This is a genomic window from Paenibacillus sp. 10L310, from assembly GCF_056395745.1.
In genome coordinates this window covers 15,115-33,899 of sequence record NZ_JBFTKC010000026.1, presented here as the reverse complement: position 1 = coordinate 33,899, position 18,785 = coordinate 15,115, and the positions used below count along the sequence as shown (strand labels likewise).

The 18,785-nt window shown below is 45.9% G+C and carries 19 protein-coding genes and 1 other annotated feature; all 19 genes read right to left on the bottom strand.

The features are described from left to right. Positions 1-35: 35 nt before the first annotated feature. The 19 genes from rpsG to cysE all read right to left on the bottom strand — a co-directional run bounded on the left by rpsG (position 36) and on the right by cysE (position 18,393). On the bottom strand, positions 36-506 hold the full coding sequence (rpsG, locus tag AC1DE7_RS29120; RefSeq protein ID WP_017692071.1) for a 30S ribosomal protein S7: 471 nt from the start codon (positions 504-506) through the stop codon (positions 36-38). An 87-nt stretch (positions 507-593) separates the two neighbouring features. Further along, positions 594-1,016, bottom strand: coding sequence for a 30S ribosomal protein S12 (rpsL, locus tag AC1DE7_RS29115; RefSeq protein ID WP_017692070.1), 423 nt, complete (start codon positions 1,014-1,016; stop codon positions 594-596). Positions 1,017-1,166: 150 nt separating this feature from the next. Continuing rightward, positions 1,167-1,418: a ribosomal L7Ae/L30e/S12e/Gadd45 family protein gene (locus AC1DE7_RS29110; protein ID WP_477535706.1), complete on the bottom strand. Its 252-nt coding sequence runs from the start codon at positions 1,416-1,418 to the stop codon at positions 1,167-1,169. A gap of 204 nt (positions 1,419-1,622) precedes the next feature. Continuing rightward, a complete protein-coding gene (gene rpoC / locus AC1DE7_RS29105) occupies positions 1,623-5,237 on the bottom strand; it encodes a DNA-directed RNA polymerase subunit beta' (RefSeq protein WP_036607173.1) in 3,615 nt (1,204 codons plus the stop codon). 113 nt (positions 5,238-5,350) lie between these two features. Further along, positions 5,351-8,896 carry a DNA-directed RNA polymerase subunit beta gene (gene rpoB, locus AC1DE7_RS29100; RefSeq protein WP_315371001.1) on the bottom strand — a complete coding sequence of 1,182 codons (3,546 nt, stop codon included), beginning with the start codon at positions 8,894-8,896 and terminating at the stop codon, positions 5,351-5,353. A 412-nt stretch (positions 8,897-9,308) separates the two neighbouring features. After that, positions 9,309-9,911 carry a class I SAM-dependent methyltransferase gene (locus tag AC1DE7_RS29095; RefSeq protein ID WP_076320292.1) on the bottom strand — a complete coding sequence of 201 codons (603 nt, stop codon included), beginning with the start codon at positions 9,909-9,911 and terminating at the stop codon, positions 9,309-9,311. Between the two features lie 96 nt (positions 9,912-10,007). Continuing rightward, the gene (gene rplL / locus AC1DE7_RS29090) at positions 10,008-10,367 is read right to left on the bottom strand and encodes a 50S ribosomal protein L7/L12 (protein ID WP_339191212.1); all 360 of its coding nucleotides are present in this window, start codon (positions 10,365-10,367) and stop codon (positions 10,008-10,010) included. Positions 10,368-10,439: 72 nt separating this feature from the next. Then, positions 10,440-10,943 carry a 50S ribosomal protein L10 gene (gene rplJ, locus AC1DE7_RS29085; protein WP_047841127.1) on the bottom strand — a complete coding sequence of 168 codons (504 nt, stop codon included), beginning with the start codon at positions 10,941-10,943 and terminating at the stop codon, positions 10,440-10,442. 24 nt (positions 10,944-10,967) lie between these two features. After that, positions 10,968-11,114 (bottom strand) — a sequence feature (ribosomal protein L10 leader region). 68 nt (positions 11,115-11,182) lie between these two features. Then, on the bottom strand, positions 11,183-11,875 hold the full coding sequence (gene rplA / locus AC1DE7_RS29080; RefSeq protein ID WP_017692063.1) for a 50S ribosomal protein L1: 693 nt from the start codon (positions 11,873-11,875) through the stop codon (positions 11,183-11,185). A gap of 94 nt (positions 11,876-11,969) precedes the next feature. Continuing rightward, a complete protein-coding gene (gene rplK, locus AC1DE7_RS29075) occupies positions 11,970-12,395 on the bottom strand; it encodes a 50S ribosomal protein L11 (protein ID WP_017692062.1) in 426 nt (141 codons plus the stop codon). Positions 12,396-12,463: 68 nt separating this feature from the next. Beyond that, positions 12,464-12,997, bottom strand: a complete 534-nt coding sequence (nusG, locus tag AC1DE7_RS29070; RefSeq protein WP_036607165.1) for a transcription termination/antitermination protein NusG — start codon at positions 12,995-12,997, stop codon at positions 12,464-12,466. Positions 12,998-13,018: 21 nt separating this feature from the next. After that, positions 13,019-13,210 carry a preprotein translocase subunit SecE gene (gene secE, locus AC1DE7_RS29065; RefSeq protein ID WP_017692060.1) on the bottom strand — a complete coding sequence of 64 codons (192 nt, stop codon included), beginning with the start codon at positions 13,208-13,210 and terminating at the stop codon, positions 13,019-13,021. A gap of 17 nt (positions 13,211-13,227) precedes the next feature. Beyond that, entirely contained in the window at positions 13,228-13,377 is a 150-nt protein-coding gene (gene rpmG, locus AC1DE7_RS29060; protein ID WP_072735843.1) for a 50S ribosomal protein L33, read from the bottom strand. A gap of 304 nt (positions 13,378-13,681) precedes the next feature. Next, positions 13,682-14,326, bottom strand: coding sequence for an RNA polymerase sporulation sigma factor SigH (sigH, locus tag AC1DE7_RS29055; RefSeq protein WP_017692059.1), 645 nt, complete (start codon positions 14,324-14,326; stop codon positions 13,682-13,684). Positions 14,327-14,497: 171 nt separating this feature from the next. Then, positions 14,498-15,019, bottom strand: coding sequence for an NYN domain-containing protein (locus AC1DE7_RS29050; protein WP_477535705.1), 522 nt, complete (start codon positions 15,017-15,019; stop codon positions 14,498-14,500). 5 nt (positions 15,020-15,024) lie between these two features. After that, positions 15,025-15,771, bottom strand: a complete 747-nt coding sequence (gene rlmB / locus AC1DE7_RS29045; RefSeq protein WP_017692057.1) for a 23S rRNA (guanosine(2251)-2'-O)-methyltransferase RlmB — start codon at positions 15,769-15,771, stop codon at positions 15,025-15,027. Between the two features lie 43 nt (positions 15,772-15,814). Then, positions 15,815-16,294: a Mini-ribonuclease 3 gene (locus AC1DE7_RS29040; RefSeq protein WP_017692056.1), complete on the bottom strand. Its 480-nt coding sequence runs from the start codon at positions 16,292-16,294 to the stop codon at positions 15,815-15,817. Beyond that, on the bottom strand, positions 16,291-17,691 hold the full coding sequence (gene cysS, locus AC1DE7_RS29035) for a cysteine--tRNA ligase (RefSeq protein ID WP_017692055.1): 1,401 nt from the start codon (positions 17,689-17,691) through the stop codon (positions 16,291-16,293). The genes AC1DE7_RS29040 and cysS overlap by 4 nt, the downstream gene beginning before the upstream one ends. 42 nt (positions 17,692-17,733) lie before the next feature. Then, positions 17,734-18,393: a serine O-acetyltransferase gene (cysE, locus tag AC1DE7_RS29030; protein WP_036607155.1), complete on the bottom strand. Its 660-nt coding sequence runs from the start codon at positions 18,391-18,393 to the stop codon at positions 17,734-17,736. Between the last annotated feature and the right edge of the window lie 392 nt (positions 18,394-18,785).

Sequence of the window (18,785 nt, the reverse complement as noted above, 5' to 3'; positions counted from 1 at the left end):
TTCAAAATTGAAGTTTTTTTATTGTGAACTGAATCCTACCAACGGTAGTGAGCAAACGCTTTGTTCGCTTCAGCCATTTTGTGCGTATCTTCACGTTTTTTAACGGAAGCGCCTGTGTTGTTGGAAGCGTCGATGATCTCAGCCGCCAAACGCTCTTCCATTGTTTTCTCACCGCGGTTGCGGGAGTAGTTCACGAGCCAACGTAATCCCAGAGCAGTACGTCTCTCTGGTTTCACCTCGATTGGTACTTGGTAGTTGGCACCGCCGACACGGCGAGCTTTAACTTCCAGGACTGGCATGATGTTCTTGATTGCTGCTTCAAATACTTCCATAGGGTCATTACCCGTACGTTCTTGAATCAACTTGAACGCATTATACAGAATGCTTTGAGCAACACCGCGTTTTCCGCCGATCATGATGCGGTTGATTAAACGAGTAACCAACTTGCTGTTATATAACGGATCAGGCAGAACGTCTCTTTTCGTAACTGGACCTTTGCGTGGCATGGATATCCCCCTTTCTTTCTTGTTCAGCAGATCCTGTACCTTCCAGACTTAGACCAGAAGGCTTTCAGGCTATCTGCCTATAATAGTTTAGGCTTTTTTAGCTTTTGGACGTTTAGCGCCGTATTTCGAACGAGCTTGCATACGGTTGTTTACACCAGCAGTATCGAGAGCTCCACGAACGATGTGATAACGAACTCCTGCAAGGTCTTTAACTTTACCTCCGCGGATCAATACCACACTGTGCTCTTGAAGGTTATGTCCGATTCCCGGGATATAAGCAGTAACCTCGAGACGGTTCGTCAAACGAACACGGGCATACTTACGAAGTGCAGAGTTTGGTTTACGTGGAGTCATTGTACCTACACGAGTGCAGACACCACGTTTTTGTGGGGCACTGATGTTAGTAGATTCACGTTTCAAAGCGTTGAATCCTTTTTGCAAAGCTGGAGATTTTGACTTCTCAACTTTTGCTTGACGTCCTTTACGAACCAGTTGGTTAATAGTTGGCATGTGATTGCCACCCCCTTCCTCAAATATTCATGTTTCTTTATAAACCTCTTTGCACTAAGTCCACAGACCCAGGCGGTTCATAAAAAGACAAATGAAAAGTTTTTGCCTTGGAGAATCCTTAAAAGTTCTCGGACAAAAACGTTCCTTACCCTATGATTTTACGACAGCAGCCATAGCTGCTCCTACTCCAATCCCGCAAGCCTTGCCGAGATTTTTCATTGTATCCACTCTCGTGCATTTCACATTGTGTTGTTCACACAAAGCAATGATTTTGGAAGTAAGCTGCGGATCACTATCTTCTGCGACATAGACTTCAGAAGCCATACCTGTCTGCACCATCCGCATGGTCTGTTTGGTACCTATTTTGACATGAGCATCTTGCAAGGCTTTTTCATTAGACATTGTGTATTCCTCCGAATAGAACCATGTACAATCAGCTGCCCACGCACCTTTGATATATTAGCATCTAGCGCAAGCATTGTCAATGCTAATCCTAAAACATTTTTTAAAAGTTTACGTACATCAGGATTCGTCCGCCTGTATCATACAAACGTCCGTCTCCTGACGCACAAAACTTTCACTCTCCTCTAATGAGGAGAAATATATTTAATCAACCGAAACTGGCTCAAGTTCTTCTACTGAAGATTGGCCATCTTCTGGCTCAGCAAATTTGATGCTGCGGTAACGGTGCATACCTGTACCGGCAGGAATCAATTTACCGATGATTACATTTTCCTTCAGACCGAGCAACTGATCGACTTTACCTTTGATCGCTGCATCTGTCAATACACGTGTAGTTTCTTGGAACGAAGCCGCCGAGAGGAAGGAGTCTGTTTCCAGGGATGCTTTCGTAATACCGAGCAGGATTGGTTTAGCAACCGCCGGCTCTTTATCACTAAGAATCGCAATTTTGTTAGCTCTTTCGTACTCATGCATATCCACGAACGATCCTGGCAACAGCGTTGTATCTCCTGCATCTACGATACGGATTTTACGCAGCATTTGACGGATCATAACTTCAACGTGCTTATCGTTAATTTCTACGCCTTGGTTACGATATACGCGTTGTACTTCCTGCAGAATGTAGTTTTGTACACCACGTATGCCTTTAATCCGTAACATCTCTTTTGGATCAATGGAACCGTCTGTCAACTCGTCACCCGCTTCAACTTCCGCGCCTTCGCTTACGCGCACACGGGAACCGTAGGTAACGGCGTATACTTTGGATTCCGCTTCACCTTGAATTTCGATTTCACGACGATCTTTCGCTTCGCGAATCTCTTTAACCACACCATCGATTTCACTGATCGTTGCTTGACCCTTAGGATTACGAGCTTCGAACAACTCCTGGATACGTGGCAAACCTTGCGTAATATCGTCTCCGGCTACACCACCAGTATGGAACGTACGCATTGTAAGCTGTGTTCCTGGCTCACCAATGGACTGTGCTGCGATAATACCAACTGCTTCACCAATCTCCACGTGTTTACCAGTCGCGAGGTTGCGACCATAACACTTCTTGCAGACACCATGACTTGCACGGCAGCTGAGGACGGAGCGGATTTGCAATTTAGTAATACCTGCTTTGATAATCGCTTCTGCTTTATCGGAGTCAATCAATTCATTGCGACCTACAATGATTTCTTTCGTTTCCGGATGACGAAGAGTCTCGAAGCAGTATCTGCCTTCAATACGGTCGTAGAGGTCTTCGATAACCTCTTTACCATCCTGGATACGACTTACCGTAAAGCCTTTATCTGTACCACAATCATCATCACGCACGATTACGTCTTGGGCTACGTCTACGAGACGACGAGTCAGGTAACCTGAATCGGCTGTACGCAGGGCTGTATCCGCCAAACCTTTACGCGCTCCGTGAGTGGAGATAAAGTACTCGAGTACCGTCAGACCTTCACGGAAGTTCGATTTGATTGGGAGTTCGATAATTCGACCGGATGGGTTGGCCATCAGACCACGCATACCGCCCAATTGGGTGATTTGCGATTTGTTACCCCGTGCTTTGGAGTCTACCATCATCATGATCGAGTTGTAACGATCCATGGACTTCATCAGAATCTCAGTGATGTCATCTTTGGATTTTGACCAAATATCAATGATACGGTCATAGCGCTCTTCATTCGTAATCAGACCACGACGGTACTGATTCGTAACGATTTGTGCTTTTTCCTCAGATTGTCTAAGAATTTCAAACTTCTCAGGCGGAACGATAACATCAGATACCGCAACCGTAATACCGGCACGTGTAGAGTATGTGAAACCAAGTTGTTTAATTTTATCCAAAATAACGGCTGTTTCCGTTGTGTGATAAATTTCAAAACAACGTGCAATGATGGAGCCGAGGTATTCTTTACCGACACCGCCAGCCAGAGGGGCATTCATAATAGCTTCTCTGAGATCAGCACCTTTTTCATATACAAATGAGTGATCTGCAGTACCTTGGTACAGGTTAGCACGAGTCGCATCATTGATATACGGGAAGCTTGCCGGGAAAATTTCATTGAAGATAATTTTACCGACAGTTGTCAGCAACATTCCTTCTTGTTGTTCTTCCGTGAAGCTTGTTTTACCAAGCGCCTTAACCGGAATAGCTACACGCGCATGCAGACCAGCAGTACCACGTTGGTATGCCGATACAGCTTCGTTAACTGTACGCAAGATCATACCTGTGCCCTTTTCTTCCTTGTTATCCATAGTGAGGTAGTAAGAACCAAGCACCATATCCTGGGAAGGAGTAACAACCGGTTTACCGTCTTTCGGGTTCAAAATGTTACCCGATGCAAGCATCAGGATACGTGCTTCCGCTTGAGCTTCAGCGGACAAGGGAACGTGCACGGCCATTTGGTCACCGTCAAAGTCGGCATTGTATGCCGTACATACGAGCGGGTGAAGACGAATTGCTTTACCTTCAACGAGAATCGGTTCAAATGCTTGAATACCGAGTCTGTGAAGCGTAGGGGCACGGTTCAACAGAACCGGATGCTCCTTGATTACTTCTTCAAGAACATCCCATACTTCAGGACTTACACGCTCAACTTTACGTTTTGCGCTCTTGATGTTGTGGGCAAGCCCTTTATTTACAAGCTCTTTCATAACAAAAGGCTTGAACAATTCAAGTGCCATATCTTTTGGCAGACCACACTGATACATTTTCAGGTAAGGTCCAACCACGATAACGGAACGACCAGAATAGTCAACCCGTTTACCGAGCAAGTTTTGACGGAAACGTCCTTGTTTACCTTTCAGCATGTGGCTGAGAGATTTCAATGGACGGTTACCAGGACCCGTTACCGGGCGTCCACGACGACCATTATCGATCAATGCGTCAACAGCTTCCTGCAACATCCGTTTTTCATTTTGCACGATAATATCTGGCGCGCCCAGATCAAGCAGACGTTTCAGACGGTTATTCCGGTTGATTACACGACGGTACAAGTCATTCAGGTCAGACGTTGCAAAACGTCCACCATCCAACTGTACCATTGGACGAAGTTCCGGCGGGATAACAGGAAGTACATCCATGATCATCCACTCTGGCTTGTTGCCGGAGTTGCGGAATGCTTCGATAACTTCCAGACGTTTGATTGCACGATTACGACGTTGTCCTTGCGCAGTCCGGAGCTCTTCTTTCAGGAACTCAAGCTCTTTGTCTATGTCAAGGTCTTGAAGCAATTTTTTAACCGCTTCTGCGCCCATGCCAGCATGGAAACCATAACCGTATTTTTCACGGTAGCTGCGGTATTCTTTCTCGGACAACAGCTGTTTTTTCTCCAGTGGAGTTTCTCCTGGATCAGTTACAACATATGATGCAAAATAAATAATCTCTTCAAGAGATCTTGGAGACATATCCAGAGCAAGACCCATACGGCTCGGAATACCTTTGAAGTACCAGATATGCGATACCGGAGCAGCGAGCTCAATGTGGCCCATCCGTTCGCGGCGTACTTTCGCACGTGTTACTTCAACGCCACAACGATCACAGACAACGCCTTTATAACGGACGCGTTTGTATTTACCGCAATGACATTCCCAGTCTTTTGTAGGGCCAAAAATCTTTTCGCAGAACAGCCCTTCTTTTTCCGGTTTCAACGTACGATAGTTGATCGTTTCCGGTTTTTTCACTTCTCCGCGGGACCAAGAACGAATTTTCTCTGGGGAAGCAAGCCCGATCTTCATGTATTCGAAATTGTTGACGTCCAACAAGGAGCAACCCTCCTTAACCAATTCCTGTAATCTAGGTTACGCCCACTCCGGCCGAAGCCGGAGCAAGACGTGAGCCTGATGAAAAACGCCGGTCATCATGCGCTCGAAGCGGTTTATTCCGCTCCGACCTCTGTACCCTCAAGGTTGAGGCTGAGCTTATCGCTCGCAGCGTCATCTTCATCGTCCATTTCTCTCATTTCAATCTCTTGCTCATCTTCACTCAAAATCTTAACGTCCATACCCAAGCTTTGCAGCTCTTTGATCAATACTTTGAATGATTCAGGAACACCTGGTTCCGGAACATTCTCACCTTTGACAATGGATTCATACGTTTTAACCCGACCAACAACGTCATCGGATTTAACAGTCAAGATTTCTTGCAGTGTATAAGCAGCACCGTATGCCTCAAGCGCCCATACTTCCATCTCCCCGAAACGCTGTCCACCAAATTGAGCTTTACCACCCAATGGCTGTTGCGTAACAAGTGAGTAAGGACCCGTGGAACGGGCATGGATTTTATCATCAACCATGTGTGCCAGTTTGATCATGTGCATGACACCTACGGTAACTTCACGTTCAAACTCTTCACCTGTACGACCATCATACAGGATAGTTTTACCATTACGTTGCATACCTGCTTCTTCCATCGTATCGAAGACGTCATACTCCTTCGCTCCGTCGAATACAGGAGTTGCTACGTGAATACCCAGTTGCATCGCCGCCATACCCAAGTGAACCTCGAGTACTTGACCGATATTCATCCGGGAAGGTACGCCCAGTGGGTTAAGAACGATCTGAACCGGTGTACCGTCTGGCAGGAAAGGCATATCTTCTTCCGGCAAGATGCGGGCCACGACCCCTTTGTTACCGTGACGTCCAGCCATTTTATCACCCTCGGAAATTTTCCGTTTTTGAGCGATATATACACGAACGAGTTGGTTAACACCTGGAGGCAACTCATCACCGTTTTCGCGGGTAAATACTTTCACGTCTACTACGATACCGTCAGTACCATGTGGTACACGCAAGGAAGTATCACGTACTTCACGTGCTTTCTCACCAAAGATCGCATGCAAGAGACGTTCTTCTGCTGTCAGCTCTGTTACACCCTTAGGTGTTACTTTACCAACCAGAATGTCACCAGCACTGATCTCAGCACCGATGCGGATAATACCGCGCTCATCCAAGTTACGCAACGCTTCTTCCCCAACGTTAGGGATGTCACGTGTGATCTCTTCAGGTCCAAGCTTGGTATCACGTGCTTCTGACTCATACTCCTCGATATGGATGGATGTGTATACATCTTCCTTAACGAGTTTTTCACTGAGCAAGATCGCATCCTCGTAGTTGTAACCTTCCCAAGTCATGAAGGCAACAACAACGTTACGTCCCAGAGCCAATTCACCCATTTCCGTTGAAGGACCATCAGCGAGGATATCGCCAGCTTTGACAGCGGCACCTCTTTTAACAATCGGACGCTGGTTAATGCATGTTCCTTGGTTCGAACGCATAAATTTGTGTAATTTATATTTAACGATATCGCCTTTAACTTCCTGACCGTCCACTTCTTCAACACGACGGACCCAAATCTCGTTCGCAGTAGATCGTTCAATAATTCCGTCATAATCGGAGACAATACATACACCGGAATCTTTCGCGGCTTTGTGTTCCATACCTGTTCCCACAAGTGGTGCTTTAGGAATCAAAAGTGGAACGGCCTGCCGCTGCATGTTTGATCCCATGAGCGCACGGTTGGAGTCATCGTTCTCAAGGAACGGAATCAGCGCTGTAGCGACGGATACAACTTGCTTAGGAGATACGTCCATGTAGTCAACGCGCTCACTCGGCATCGTAAGGATGTTATCCGACTGTTTGTTATAACGTACAATGATCGCTTCTTCTTCAAATGTACTATCTTCATTCAGTTTCGCATTCGCTTGCGCGATAACATAGTTGTCCTCTTCGTCCGCTGTCAGGTAATCAATTTGCTCGGTTACAATACCTGTCTTCGGATCAACCCAACGATATGGAGCTTCAATGAAGCCATATTCATTCACACGGGCGAACGTAGACAAGGAGTTGATCAAACCGATGTTTGGTCCCTCTGGCGTCTCGATTGGACACATACGGCCATAGTGGGATGGATGGACGTCACGCACTTCCATACCTGCGCGCTCACGTGTCAAACCACCGGGTCCGAGTGCGGACAAACGACGTTTATGTGTCAACTCACCCAGCGGGTTCGTTTGATCCATAAATTGTGACAACTGAGAGCTACCAAAGAACTCTTTAATAGATGCAATAACAGGACGTATGTTGATCAATGCCTGTGGTGTAATTACGTTAGCATCCTGAATGGACATTCTCTCACGAACCACACGCTCCATACGGGACAAACCGATACGGAACTGATTCTGCAGGAGTTCACCCACCGAACGCAAACGACGGTTACCCAGATGGTCAATATCATCCGTGCTACCAATTCCCTGCAGAAGGTTAAGGAAATAACTGATGGACGAAATGATATCCGCCGGTGTCACGTTTTTAACGGACTTGTCAATGATTCCATTGGCAATCAGTTTGACTACTTTACCATCTTCTGTTGGTGAAAATACATCGATCGTTTGCATAGGAACATCATTAGCATCCAGAACACCGTTACCCACGTGATACGTGCGGAAACCAACGCTCTTCTCCAGATACGGCATGATTTCATCCAACAAGCGACGATCCACCATTTGACCTGCTTCAGCAATAATCTCGCCTGTTTCAGCGTCAACAAGTGATTCAGCCAAACGCTGGTTAAACAAACGGTTTTTGATGTGAAGCTTTTTGTTCATTTTGTAACGACCTACATTAGCCAGGTCATAACGTTTTGGATCAAAGAAACGTGCTACGAGCAAGCTTTTCGCATTATCCAGCGTTGGCGGCTCGCCCGGACGAAGACGCTCATAGATCTCAATGAGTGCTTTCTCCGTGGAATCCGTGTTGTCTTTGTCCAGTGTGTTGCGGATATATTCGTCATTACCGAGCAGATCCAGAATCTCAGCATCTGTGCCAAAACCAAGTGAACGCAGGAGAACCGTAACCGGTATTTTACGTGTACGGTCGATCCGGACATAAACAACATCCTTCGCGTCCATCTCCAGTTCCAACCAAGCGCCGCGGTTAGGAATAACTGTAGCGGTATACGTTTTTTTGGCGTTTTTATCTACTTTGGTACTGAAGTAAACGCTAGGAGAGCGAACCAACTGGCTGACAATAACCCGTTCCGCACCATTAATAATAAATGTGCCAGTGTTGGTCATCAGCGGGAAATCTCCCATGAATACTTCCTGCTCTTTGACTTCGCCGGTTTCCTTATTAATGAGCCGGACTTTGACCCGAAGCGGTGCTGCATACGTAACGTCACGCTCTTTTGCGTCGTCTACTGTATACTTCGGTTCACCGAGACTGTAATCGATAAATTCCAAAATCAAGTTACCTGTAAAATCCTGGATCGGCGAGATATCCTGGAACATTTCGCGCAACCCTTCCTCCAAAAACCAATCATAGGATTTTTGTTGGATTTCAATCAGGTTCGGAACTTCGAGTATCTCGTTAATTCGTGCATAACTGCGCCGAGTGCGTCGACCATATTGAACAAGATGTCCTGCCAACTTAAACTCACCCCTCAATGTCTACTCACTTTAAAAATTTCGTTGCGAACCTCTGTTTGTAACCTTATAATGGTACACATACAGAGCAAAGCAATGCATCCACAAATAAAGAAAAGCCCTTACTCGAAATGTCGTTCGAAAAAAGAGCAACTTTGATCGGCGGATGTCTTTCCAAATCATTCTTATCCCCAGTTTGCCCAAAATGTACATATTATACGCCAAACGTAGGCATAATAAGCCCGTTCGGCGTAAAAAAAGGTTGACATTTTTAGTTAGCTAAAGCCAAGTAGGGCATCTTAATACTGACATTTTACAACTATACCACGACCTGAATTTCAAGTCAATAGTCCTATTGCAAAAAAAATGATCCCCTGCTTACTTTACAAACTCGGATTCAGCTTTTAGTAGATACCTATTCCGATTTCACCGCTTTGAAAATCCGATAGCCTTTATCCTTCGTCACTTCTTCCACTCTTCCAAACAAAGATTCCAATTTCGCTTTCGCTGACGGTGCTCCTTGTTTCTTCTGAATGACAATCCACAACGAACCGCCTACCTTCAGATGGCGATGTGCCTGTTCGAAAATAGTATGAACCGTCTCTTTCCCAGCCCGTATAGGCGGGTTGGTTAGGATAACGTCAAAATCTTGCTTTTTTACTTCAGACAGTAGATTACTTTGCAATACCGTAACATTGTTAATTCCGTTCGCTTTTGCATTTTCCCTGGAAAGTTCAACGGCTCTCTCGTTGATATCGATCATGGTGACATGCCCATCCGGTACAAGTTTGGCTGCTGTAAGACCCATTGGCCCGTATCCACAGCCCACATCGAGAACATGAGCCCCTGATGGCAACTCTATCGCATCAATCAATACTCTGCTGCCATAATCGATTCCGTTTTTGGAAAACACACCGGCATCCGTCACGAATCGCAGACTGAATCCGCGAAGAACCGCTTCAGTTGCTCTGCGATCATGCGCCACTTGCGGTTTGTCCGAATAATAATGATTGGACATGCCCTCACTCACTTTCCATTTACAATTACAGCAACAAACCCCTTGATATAAGTCAAGGGGTTTGTTGTTTTGTTCATTTAGCTTGTAATAGCTAAATTATTTAACTTCAACTGAAGCGCCTGCTTCTTCAAGCTTAGCTTTAACCGCTTCTGCTTCTTCTTTAGCAACTTTTTCTTTCAATGCTTTTGGAGCGTTGTCAACCAATTCTTTTGCTTCTTTCAGGCCAAGACCTGTGATTTCGCGAACCGCTTTGATAACGTTGATTTTGGAAGCACCAGCGCTAGTCAAGATTACGTCGAACTCGGATTGCTCAGCTTCAGCAGAAGCTGCTGCACCTGCAGCAGCTACTGGAGCTGCAGCAGTTACGCCGAATTCTTCTTCGATTGCTTTAACAAGATCGTTCAATTCCAGTACAGTCATGCCTTTGATTGCTTCCAAGATTTGCTCTTTACTCATGAGTGAACCTCCATATATAATATTATTTTTTTTAATTCATTTGCCGCCTAAGCAGCATTCAGATCAAGTTGCTTACGCGCCTTGTTCTTCTTTTTCTGCAACTGCTTTAACCGCAAGCGCGAAGTTGCGCACTGGCGCTTGAAGCACGCTGAGGAGCATCGAGAGGAGTCCATCGCGGGATGGCAGTTCTGCCAATGCCTTAACTTCTTCTACTCCGATTACGCGACCTTCTACGACTGCACCTTTCAATTCCAGCGCATCGTTCTTTTTCGCGAAGTCGTTCAGAATTTTAGCTGGAGCCACAACGTCATCTACGCTGAATGCAATTGCAGTAGGACCTGTAAGAACATTTTCAAGTTCTGTCAGTTCTGCTGCTGCAGCTGCACGGCGAAGCAACGAGTTTTTCAGCACTTGGAATTCGATCCCTGCTTCACGAAGTTGCTTACGCAACTCAGTTACTTGGGCAACGTTCAATCCACGATAGTCAACAACAACAGTTGTAACGCTCTCGCGCAATTTTGCTGTTACTGCATCAACGGATTCTTGTTTTGCTTGAATCACTTTTGCGTTTGCCAATCTGTACACCTCCTGATCAAATTTATCCCATTAAGAAAAGCCTCCGTAGAATCACGAAGGCTTGATATATACTCATCATCGATTTGCATCGTTCTAAGTTCTATAATCACACCTCGGCAGGAAATTAAGCCAAATGGCACCTACTGTCTACGGCAAGCATATTCAAATGTCAACGGTCAGTCACTCGGACTCACAACTTTTATATCTTATCAAAAACAGGACAAGCCTGTCAAGAGATATTATCTAAAAGCTGCTGCGTTCACGCGTGCGCCAGGGCCCATCGTGGAAGAAAGACTAACATTCTTCAGATAAACACCTTTTGCTGCCGCTGGTTTAGCACGATTCAGAGCTTCCATGAGAGCTTTGAAGTTCTCATTAAGTTGCTCAGAAGAGAAAGAAGCTTTACCAATCGGTGCATGAATTTGACCTGCACGATCCAGACGATATTCGATTTTACCGGCTTTAATTTCTTGAACAGCCTTAGTTACATCGAAAGTTACCGTTCCGGCTTTAGGGTTAGGCATCAGACCTTTACCGCCGAGCAGTCGGCCCAATTTACCTACTTCACTCATCATATCTGGTGTCGCTACGCAGACGTCGAATTCGAACCAGCCTTGTTGGATTTTGTTGATCATGTCTGCATCACCAACATAGTCCGCGCCAGCCGCTTCCGCTTCTTTCGCTTTGTCACCTTTTGCAAATACCAATACGCGTTGTGTTTTACCTGTACCGTGTGGCAAGACAACAACACCACGTACAGCCTGGTCTTGCTTACGAGGGTCTACACCCAAACGAACTGCTGCTTCGATTGTTTCATCGAATTTTGCAGTAGCTGCCTTTTTCACAAGCTCTACAGCTTCTGAAGGCTCGTAAGTTGCTTCGCTGTCAATCAGCTTAGCAGCTTCCAGGTATTTTTTACCGTGTTTAGCCATGTTTTATTCCTCCTTTGTGGTGTTAGCGGATATACCTCCCACATCAACCGGTCGCGAATCGACCGGTTTTACGAAGCCATGTTTCTTATGAAAATTAGTCTTCGATGGTGATACCCATGCTGCGGGCAGTACCTTCGACCATACGCATAGCGGACTCAACGTCTGCTGCATTCAGGTCAGGCATTTTTGTTTCTGCGATTTGACGTACCGCATCACGTTTAACAGTAGCAACTTTTTTCTTGTTCGGTTCGCCTGATCCTTTTTCAACTTTAGCTGCCACTTTCAACAGAACTGCTGCTGGTGGAGTTTTAGTGATGAAAGTAAAGGAACGGTCCTCGAATACAGAAATTTCAACTGGAATAATCAATCCCGCTTGATCAGCTGTACGAGCGTTGAATTCTTTACAGAATGCCATGATGTTGACACCTGCTTGACCCAAAGCTGGACCTACTGGTGGTGCTGGGTTTGCTTTACCTGCTGGAATCTGCAGTTTTACCATTTTAATAACTTTTTTCGCCATGATTGACACCTCCTTGCAAAATAGTGGTTAACGGGTTTTTCAACCCTCCCACAAGAAACTTGAAGAAACTATATCTTCTCCACTTGCGTGTATTCCAACTCAAGCGGTGTTTCCCGTCCAAACATGTTCACGTGCACTTTCAACTTGCTTTTCTCTACCAAAATTTCTTCCACGGAGCCTACGAAATTCGCAAAAGGACCGACTTTAATACGCACGGATTCCTTAATATCGAACTCAATTTTCGGCTTAGGTTCAACCATTCCCATGTGCTTCAGAATTTGTTCCACTTCTTCAGGCAACAATGCAGTTGGTTTGGACCCAGAACCTGTCGAACCGACAAATCCTGTAACCCCTGGTGTGTTGCGAACAACATACCAAGAATCATCCGTCTGTACCATTTCCACCAAGACATAACCGGGGTAAACTTTACGCATAACGGTTTTTTTCTTACCGTCCTTGTTTACCACTTCTTCTTCCATAGGAACAAGAACGCGGAATATCTTGTCTTCCATGCCCATAGACTCTACGCGTTTTTCCAAATTGGCTTTGACCTTGTTCTCATACCCTGAATAGGTATGAACGACGTACCATCTTTTTTCCATATCAAGCCACCGGAACCCTTCTTAAATAATCGCTTCGATCACAAAGGAGATGCCAATGTCAATGACCCAAAAAAACAGCGTCATAACCACAACAGTACCAAGTACGATCAATGTGTAGTTGGTCAGCTCTTTACGATTAGGCCAGCGAACTTTTTTAAGTTCAGCCCAGCTTTCTGAGAAAAAGGAAATCAGAGATTTGAAACTTCGTTTCACGCCGACACCTCCAAAAACTATCTGGTTTCGCGATGAGAAGTCTGCTCGTTACAAAACTTGCAAAATTTCTTCATCTCCATGCGGTCGGGGTGATTACGCTTGTTTTTTGTCGTAGTGTAATTTCTTTGTTTGCAGTTAGTACAAGCCAAAGTAATAATTACCCGCATGATGTACACCTCCCGAAGACTTCCACATTCAAGCAGAGTCTCTAAATTGATCCTGAAAAAAAGCCATAAATTTAGGCCTACCTAAAACACTTTATCACAAGGGTATAACCATGTCAATGAAAGAATAGTCTTTCATTCATTGGGTATTACTTCCGTACAACGTACATTCGTTTCTCATCTCTGTTTTTCTCTTCTCCTGCTTGGACCGAGCGATTACTAGTATAAACATTCTTAGATTTTATAAACTTGAGACACTAAAAAAAGACTCAAACACCGAGCCTTTTCCGTCAACGACAACATGTGTTTAATTATCTCGAACTTCCAGGTACTTTTCAAGTTTGCGCTTGACGCGCTGAAGTGCATTATCAATGGACTTCACATGTCTGTCCAAATCTACTGCAATCTCTTGATAAGATCTCCCGTCCAGATACAACATCAATACTTTACGTTCCAGATCACTCAGAATCTCGGACATTTTATCTTCCAGGCCCACAAACTCTTCCTGATTGATGATAAGCTCTTCCGGATCACTGACCTGGGTTCCACAAATCACATCGAGTAACGTACGATCAGACTCTTCGTCATAAATAGGCTTGTCCAGAGATACATAAGAATTAAGCGGAATATGCTTCTGACGTGTTGCTGTCTTAATCGCCGTGATGATCTGTCTTGTAATACACAGTTCGGCAAAAGCCTTGAACGAAGCCAGTTTGTCCCCTTTGAAATCTCGAATGGATTTGTAGAGGCCAATCATTCCTTCTTGAATAATATCTTCCCGGTCTGCCCCAATCAGAAAATAAGATCTTGCCTTGGCGCGTACAAAGTTACGATATTTGTTAATTAGAAACTCTAACGCTTCGCTTTCGCCTTCACGGAAAGCTTCGACAATGTCTTCGTCACTTTGGTAATCATACTTAGATAACATGATATCTTTGAGGTCGACACTCACAGACAATCCCTCCGGCTGCAACGCAAGGTACCCCGTTACTCTACTCTATGAAATATAGGATCAGTATATATGATGGTACCTCACACCGTCAACCACGCTCTGCCTAAAAAAGAACATCAATAACATAAATGTCAAGAGTTTCAATATTCTAAATTTTGTAAAAACGTGCTGTTATTCCCGGCGCCATCGCTCAAACTCTTTCAATACATCGGGACTTAACTTACCCCCGAGTGTGTTACGCCTGGTCTTCGCCTGATCTTCTTCCAGTCGTTTTTTTAATTCTTTTTCGTTCTGCTCAACTTCAATTAGCAACTCCCTTGCAGATACACGTAGCGCTCCCTGTCCAAAAATGACATGTTGCTCTACCATATCGCTCGTAGCCACATAGATTTGGCGTCTTCGCATGCTTAGTTCCCGAACGAGTCTCTCAATGCATTCGTCTGCCGTCTCTTTTTCCTTTGTAAAATAGATCTGCACTTTGCTCTGAGTAAAGGATTTACCGAGTCCAGGCACGAGGTAGGCGTCAAACACAACAATGACTCGACGGCCGGAGAAAGCCTGGTAGTCTGCAAGACGAAAGAGAAGCCTGTTACGTGCCTCTTCGAGCCCACTTTCCGCCAGTTTGGTTAATTCCGGCCAGTCGCCAATCATGTTGTACCCGTCTACAAGAAGCACATCACGGGAATCAGCCATACCTTCTATTCCTGCGCTTGACGCGAGCGGAGCACTTCGTACATGACAACCCCCGCTGCCACGGAAGCATTCAGGGAATTAATCTGACCTTGCATTGGTAGTTTGATCAGCACATCGCATTTCTCACGAATAAGTCGTCCCATTCCCTTGTTCTCATTTCCGATTACCAATGCCACAGGGCCAGTAAAGACTCCATTACCAAAGACACCTTCGTGAGCGGTGACATCTGTCCCTACAACCCATACACCTTCCTCTTTGAGGCGATCGATGGTCTGACCAAGATTACTTACACGAGCCACTGGCACGTACTCCACAGCACCTGCTGATGTTTTGGATACTGTCACGGTTACCGCTGCCGAGCGACGTTTCGGTACAATGACGCCATGCGCACCCGTGCAATCTGCTGTCCGCAAAATAGACCCCAGGTTATGAGGATCTTCAATCTCATCCAGCAGAATCAGGAAAGGATGCTCATTCTTCGCTTTTGCTGCGGCAAGAATGTCTTCTACCTCCACATAAGCGTAAGGTGCTGCTTGAGCAACTACCCCCTGATGCTGAATGCCTGGTACCGTTTGATCCAGCTTACGCTTGTCCACGTGTTGAATGACAATACCTAGTTTTTTAGCTTCCGAGATAATAGGTTGAGTCAGATGTTTCTGTGCTGTATCGGCAATCCATATTTTATTAATGGTCCGGCCTGAACGCAGCGCCTCCGTCACGGAGTGTTTACCGGCGATCCATTCTTCTTCCATCGTTGTTCGATCCTCTCTGTAATGCATTGTTTTGTTGAAATTTCTATTTTTTTGTCGGCGATGGCGATTGTTGTTCCGCGTGCTCAATGCCAAGCCCGATCAGTTCAATCATGCGATCATGATGACCACTGCTATAGAGGTAACCAATGAGACATTCAAAAGCCGTAGCATGTCTGTACTCCAATACATCTGCATTTTTGGGTACACTACCCGACTTGGCATTCCGCCCTTGCCGGACGATATCCCGTTCTTCCTCTGTCAGTTCATCCTCAATCGTTGTAAGTATGCGGCTCTGTGCCTTCGCTGATACCAACCCGGTTGCACTACGGTGCAAATGATTGGGACGCATGTTGGCCTTCGACAACAGATATTGACGAACAGCTACCTCATATACCGCATCACCAATATAGGCCAGTGCAATAGGTGGAATCAACCTCGCAGGTCTGGAAGGAGGATAAGGGAACCACCCTCCCTCTGTGACCTGCTCCTGTTGTTTTGGTGTATTTGGATGTCCTTCGCTCATTTGCGCCGCCATCTCATGCCCTGCGCCGTATCTTCAAGCAGAATGCCACGTGCAGACAATTCATCGCGAATTTCATCCGCTCTTGCCCAGTTTTTGGACTTGCGCGCTTCTACACGCTCTTCAATCAGACGTTCTACTTCCTCATCCAGAAGTTCTGGCTCTGCGTCAGTATAAATGCGCAGTACAGCATTCAATTCACTGAACAACTCGAGGAGTGCGCGAATGTCTGCCGCATTAACCACTTCTTGTTGCAACAGTTGGTTGGCTTCCCCTGCCCACTCAAACATCGCAGTAATTGCATCAGGAGTATTGAAATCATCCTGCATCTTCTCGTGATACTGCTGACGAATTTGGTCGAGTCTTGCCGCAAACTCTGCTGTGATGTCCTGATCAACAGTTACTGCATTCAGACGATGGTTCAGGTTACCTACCGCATTTGCAATCCGGTCCACACTGTTCTGTGCCTGCTCCATCGTATCATCCGTGAAGTTCAATGGATTGCGATAGTGGGTAGACAACATGAAATAACGAATCGCTTCGCGTTTATATTGATTCCGCAAGTCTTTAACCAGAACACCATTACCGAGTGATTTCGACATCTTCTCGTTATCAATCCGGATGAATCCATTATGCATCCAGTAGTTCGCAAGTGGTTTACCTGTTAATACCTCGGATTGGGCGCATTCGCACTCATGGTGCGGGAACTGCAAATCCTGTCCACCCCCGTGAATGTCCAGTGTATCCCCAAGGTACTCCCTAGCCATGGCGGAGCACTCAATATGCCAGCCTGGTCGACCATCGCCCCAAGGACTGGACCAATAGATCTCACCTGGTTTGGCAGCCTTCCAGAGCACAAAATCTTCGGGATGCTCTTTGCGCTCGTCCACACCCACACGGATTCCAAATTGCAGCTCCTGCAGGTTTTGTTTCGAAAGTTTGCCATATTCGCTGAATTTGCCTGTGCGATAATAGACGTCACCGCCATTTTCATACGCAAATCCTTTTTCAACTAGCTCACGGATAAAATCAATGATCAGCGGCATGTTTTCCGTTACTCTCGGATTGCTGCTTGCCTTGGGAATACCCAATCCCTCAATGTCTTCATAATAGGCAGCTATAAATTTCTCAGCCACGTGAGGAACGTCTGTTCCAAGTTGTTCTGCTTTGCGAATCAACTTATCGTCCACATCCGTGAAGTTCACCACATAGTTCACATCATGTCCTGTCTGTTCCAGGTATCCACGAACCGTGTCGAAAAAGATAACCGGGCGTGCATTCCCGATATGAATGTAGTCATATACCGTTGGTCCGCAGACATACATTTTCACTTTCCCTGGCTCTTGGGGAACAAATTTCTCTTTGGTACGACTCATCGTATTATAAATCTGAAGCGTCATGGTCACTTATCCTTTCATCCTATACTGCCTTTATTTATTGTATCACGTATCACGCACAGTCTCATTTTCACGGGCATTTTGCAGTGTACGTACTTCTTCCTGCAATCGTTCGAGTTCTTTTTGCATACCGCGCAAGGAGTCAACTACCGGATCGGGCAATTGCTGACTGAGGCGATCTACCCGTCGGCCATCCTGTTTAACAATTCTACCCGGTATACCTACCACGGTACTATTGGAAGGGACCTCCTTAAGCACAACGGAGTTCGCACCAATGTTACACTGATCCCCCACGCTAAATGAACCCAGCACCTTGGCTCCGGATGAGATAACCACATTATTACCAATGGTCGGATGTCTCTTTCCTTTTTCTTTCCCTGTTCCGCCCAGGGTAACCCCCTGATAGATAACGACATCATCGCCAATCTCACATGTTTCTCCAATAACGACGCCCATTCCATGGTCAATAAACAACCGATTTCCGATCGTAGCTCCAGGATGTATCTCGATTCCTGTCATAAAACGGCTAACCTGCGAAATGAACCGGGCAACCGAGAACCATCTTCGCTTGTATAAAAAATGAGCGATCCGGTGTGCCCATATCGCATGCAGCCCTGAGTAGGTGAATACCACCTCAAACCAACCTCGGGCCGCCGGATCGTTTTCAAACACCGCCTGGATATCTGATCTGATCTTCTTGAACATGCTCGTTCCCCTCTTGTTCAGGTTCCCGTCCTCCGGCTTACCGGACGGCGCGTTCCTTGGTAGTGTACTGCACACTCGCCTAAACAAAAAAACGCCCCTGCAGCATTTAGCTGCAGAGGCGTTTATCGCGGTCCCACTCTGCTCGGTCCATTCTTAAATAGAATGAGCCCTCAAGCGGTTTGGTAACGGAAACCAATCGTCACAACCTATCCTAACGTTTTCCCATGTCATGATCGACAAAGGCGGGGCCGGATTCGGCTGTGCAGCTCACGGGCGCATTTCGACTGATGGACAGTGGATGGTTCACAGCCACCGCATCCAAAGAAATCTCTCTTTGCTACGGGACCATCCTCTCTGAATCTGTCCGGGTCAGTCTACTCCTCCCGATCTTT

Coding starts and splice junctions, on each gene's coding strand:
- rpsG (WP_017692071.1), bottom strand. CDS start 506: ATGCCACGCAAAGGTCCAGTTACGAAAAGAGACGTTCTGCCTGATCCG.
- AC1DE7_RS29050 (WP_477535705.1), bottom strand. CDS start 15,019: ATGGCTGATTCCCGTGATGTGCTTCTTGTAGACGGGTACAACATGATT.
- AC1DE7_RS29095 (WP_076320292.1), bottom strand. CDS start 9,911: ATGTCCAATCATTATTATTCGGACAAACCGCAAGTGGCGCATGATCGC.
- nusG (WP_036607165.1), bottom strand. CDS start 12,997: ATGGAAAAAAGATGGTACGTCGTTCATACCTATTCAGGGTATGAGAAC.
- rplK (WP_017692062.1), bottom strand. CDS start 12,395: ATGGCGAAAAAAGTTATTAAAATGGTAAAACTGCAGATTCCAGCAGGT.
- AC1DE7_RS29110 (WP_477535706.1), bottom strand. CDS start 1,418: ATGTCTAATGAAAAAGCCTTGCAAGATGCTCATGTCAAAATAGGTACC.
- rpsL (WP_017692070.1), bottom strand. CDS start 1,016: ATGCCAACTATTAACCAACTGGTTCGTAAAGGACGTCAAGCAAAAGTT.
- rlmB (WP_017692057.1), bottom strand. CDS start 15,771: ATGGAAGAAGAATGGATCGCCGGTAAACACTCCGTGACGGAGGCGCTG.
- rplA (WP_017692063.1), bottom strand. CDS start 11,875: ATGGCTAAACACGGTAAAAAATACCTGGAAGCTGCTAAGCTGATTGAC.
- cysS (WP_017692055.1), bottom strand. CDS start 17,691: ATGACGCTTCAGATTTATAATACGATGAGTCGTACCAAAGAGAAATTT.
- rplL (WP_339191212.1), bottom strand. CDS start 10,367: ATGAGTAAAGAGCAAATCTTGGAAGCAATCAAAGGCATGACTGTACTG.
- AC1DE7_RS29040 (WP_017692056.1), bottom strand. CDS start 16,294: ATGAGCGAAGGACATCCAAATACACCAAAACAACAGGAGCAGGTCACA.
- cysE (WP_036607155.1), bottom strand. CDS start 18,393: ATGTTCAAGAAGATCAGATCAGATATCCAGGCGGTGTTTGAAAACGAT.
- rpmG (WP_072735843.1), bottom strand. CDS start 13,377: ATGCGGGTAATTATTACTTTGGCTTGTACTAACTGCAAACAAAGAAAT.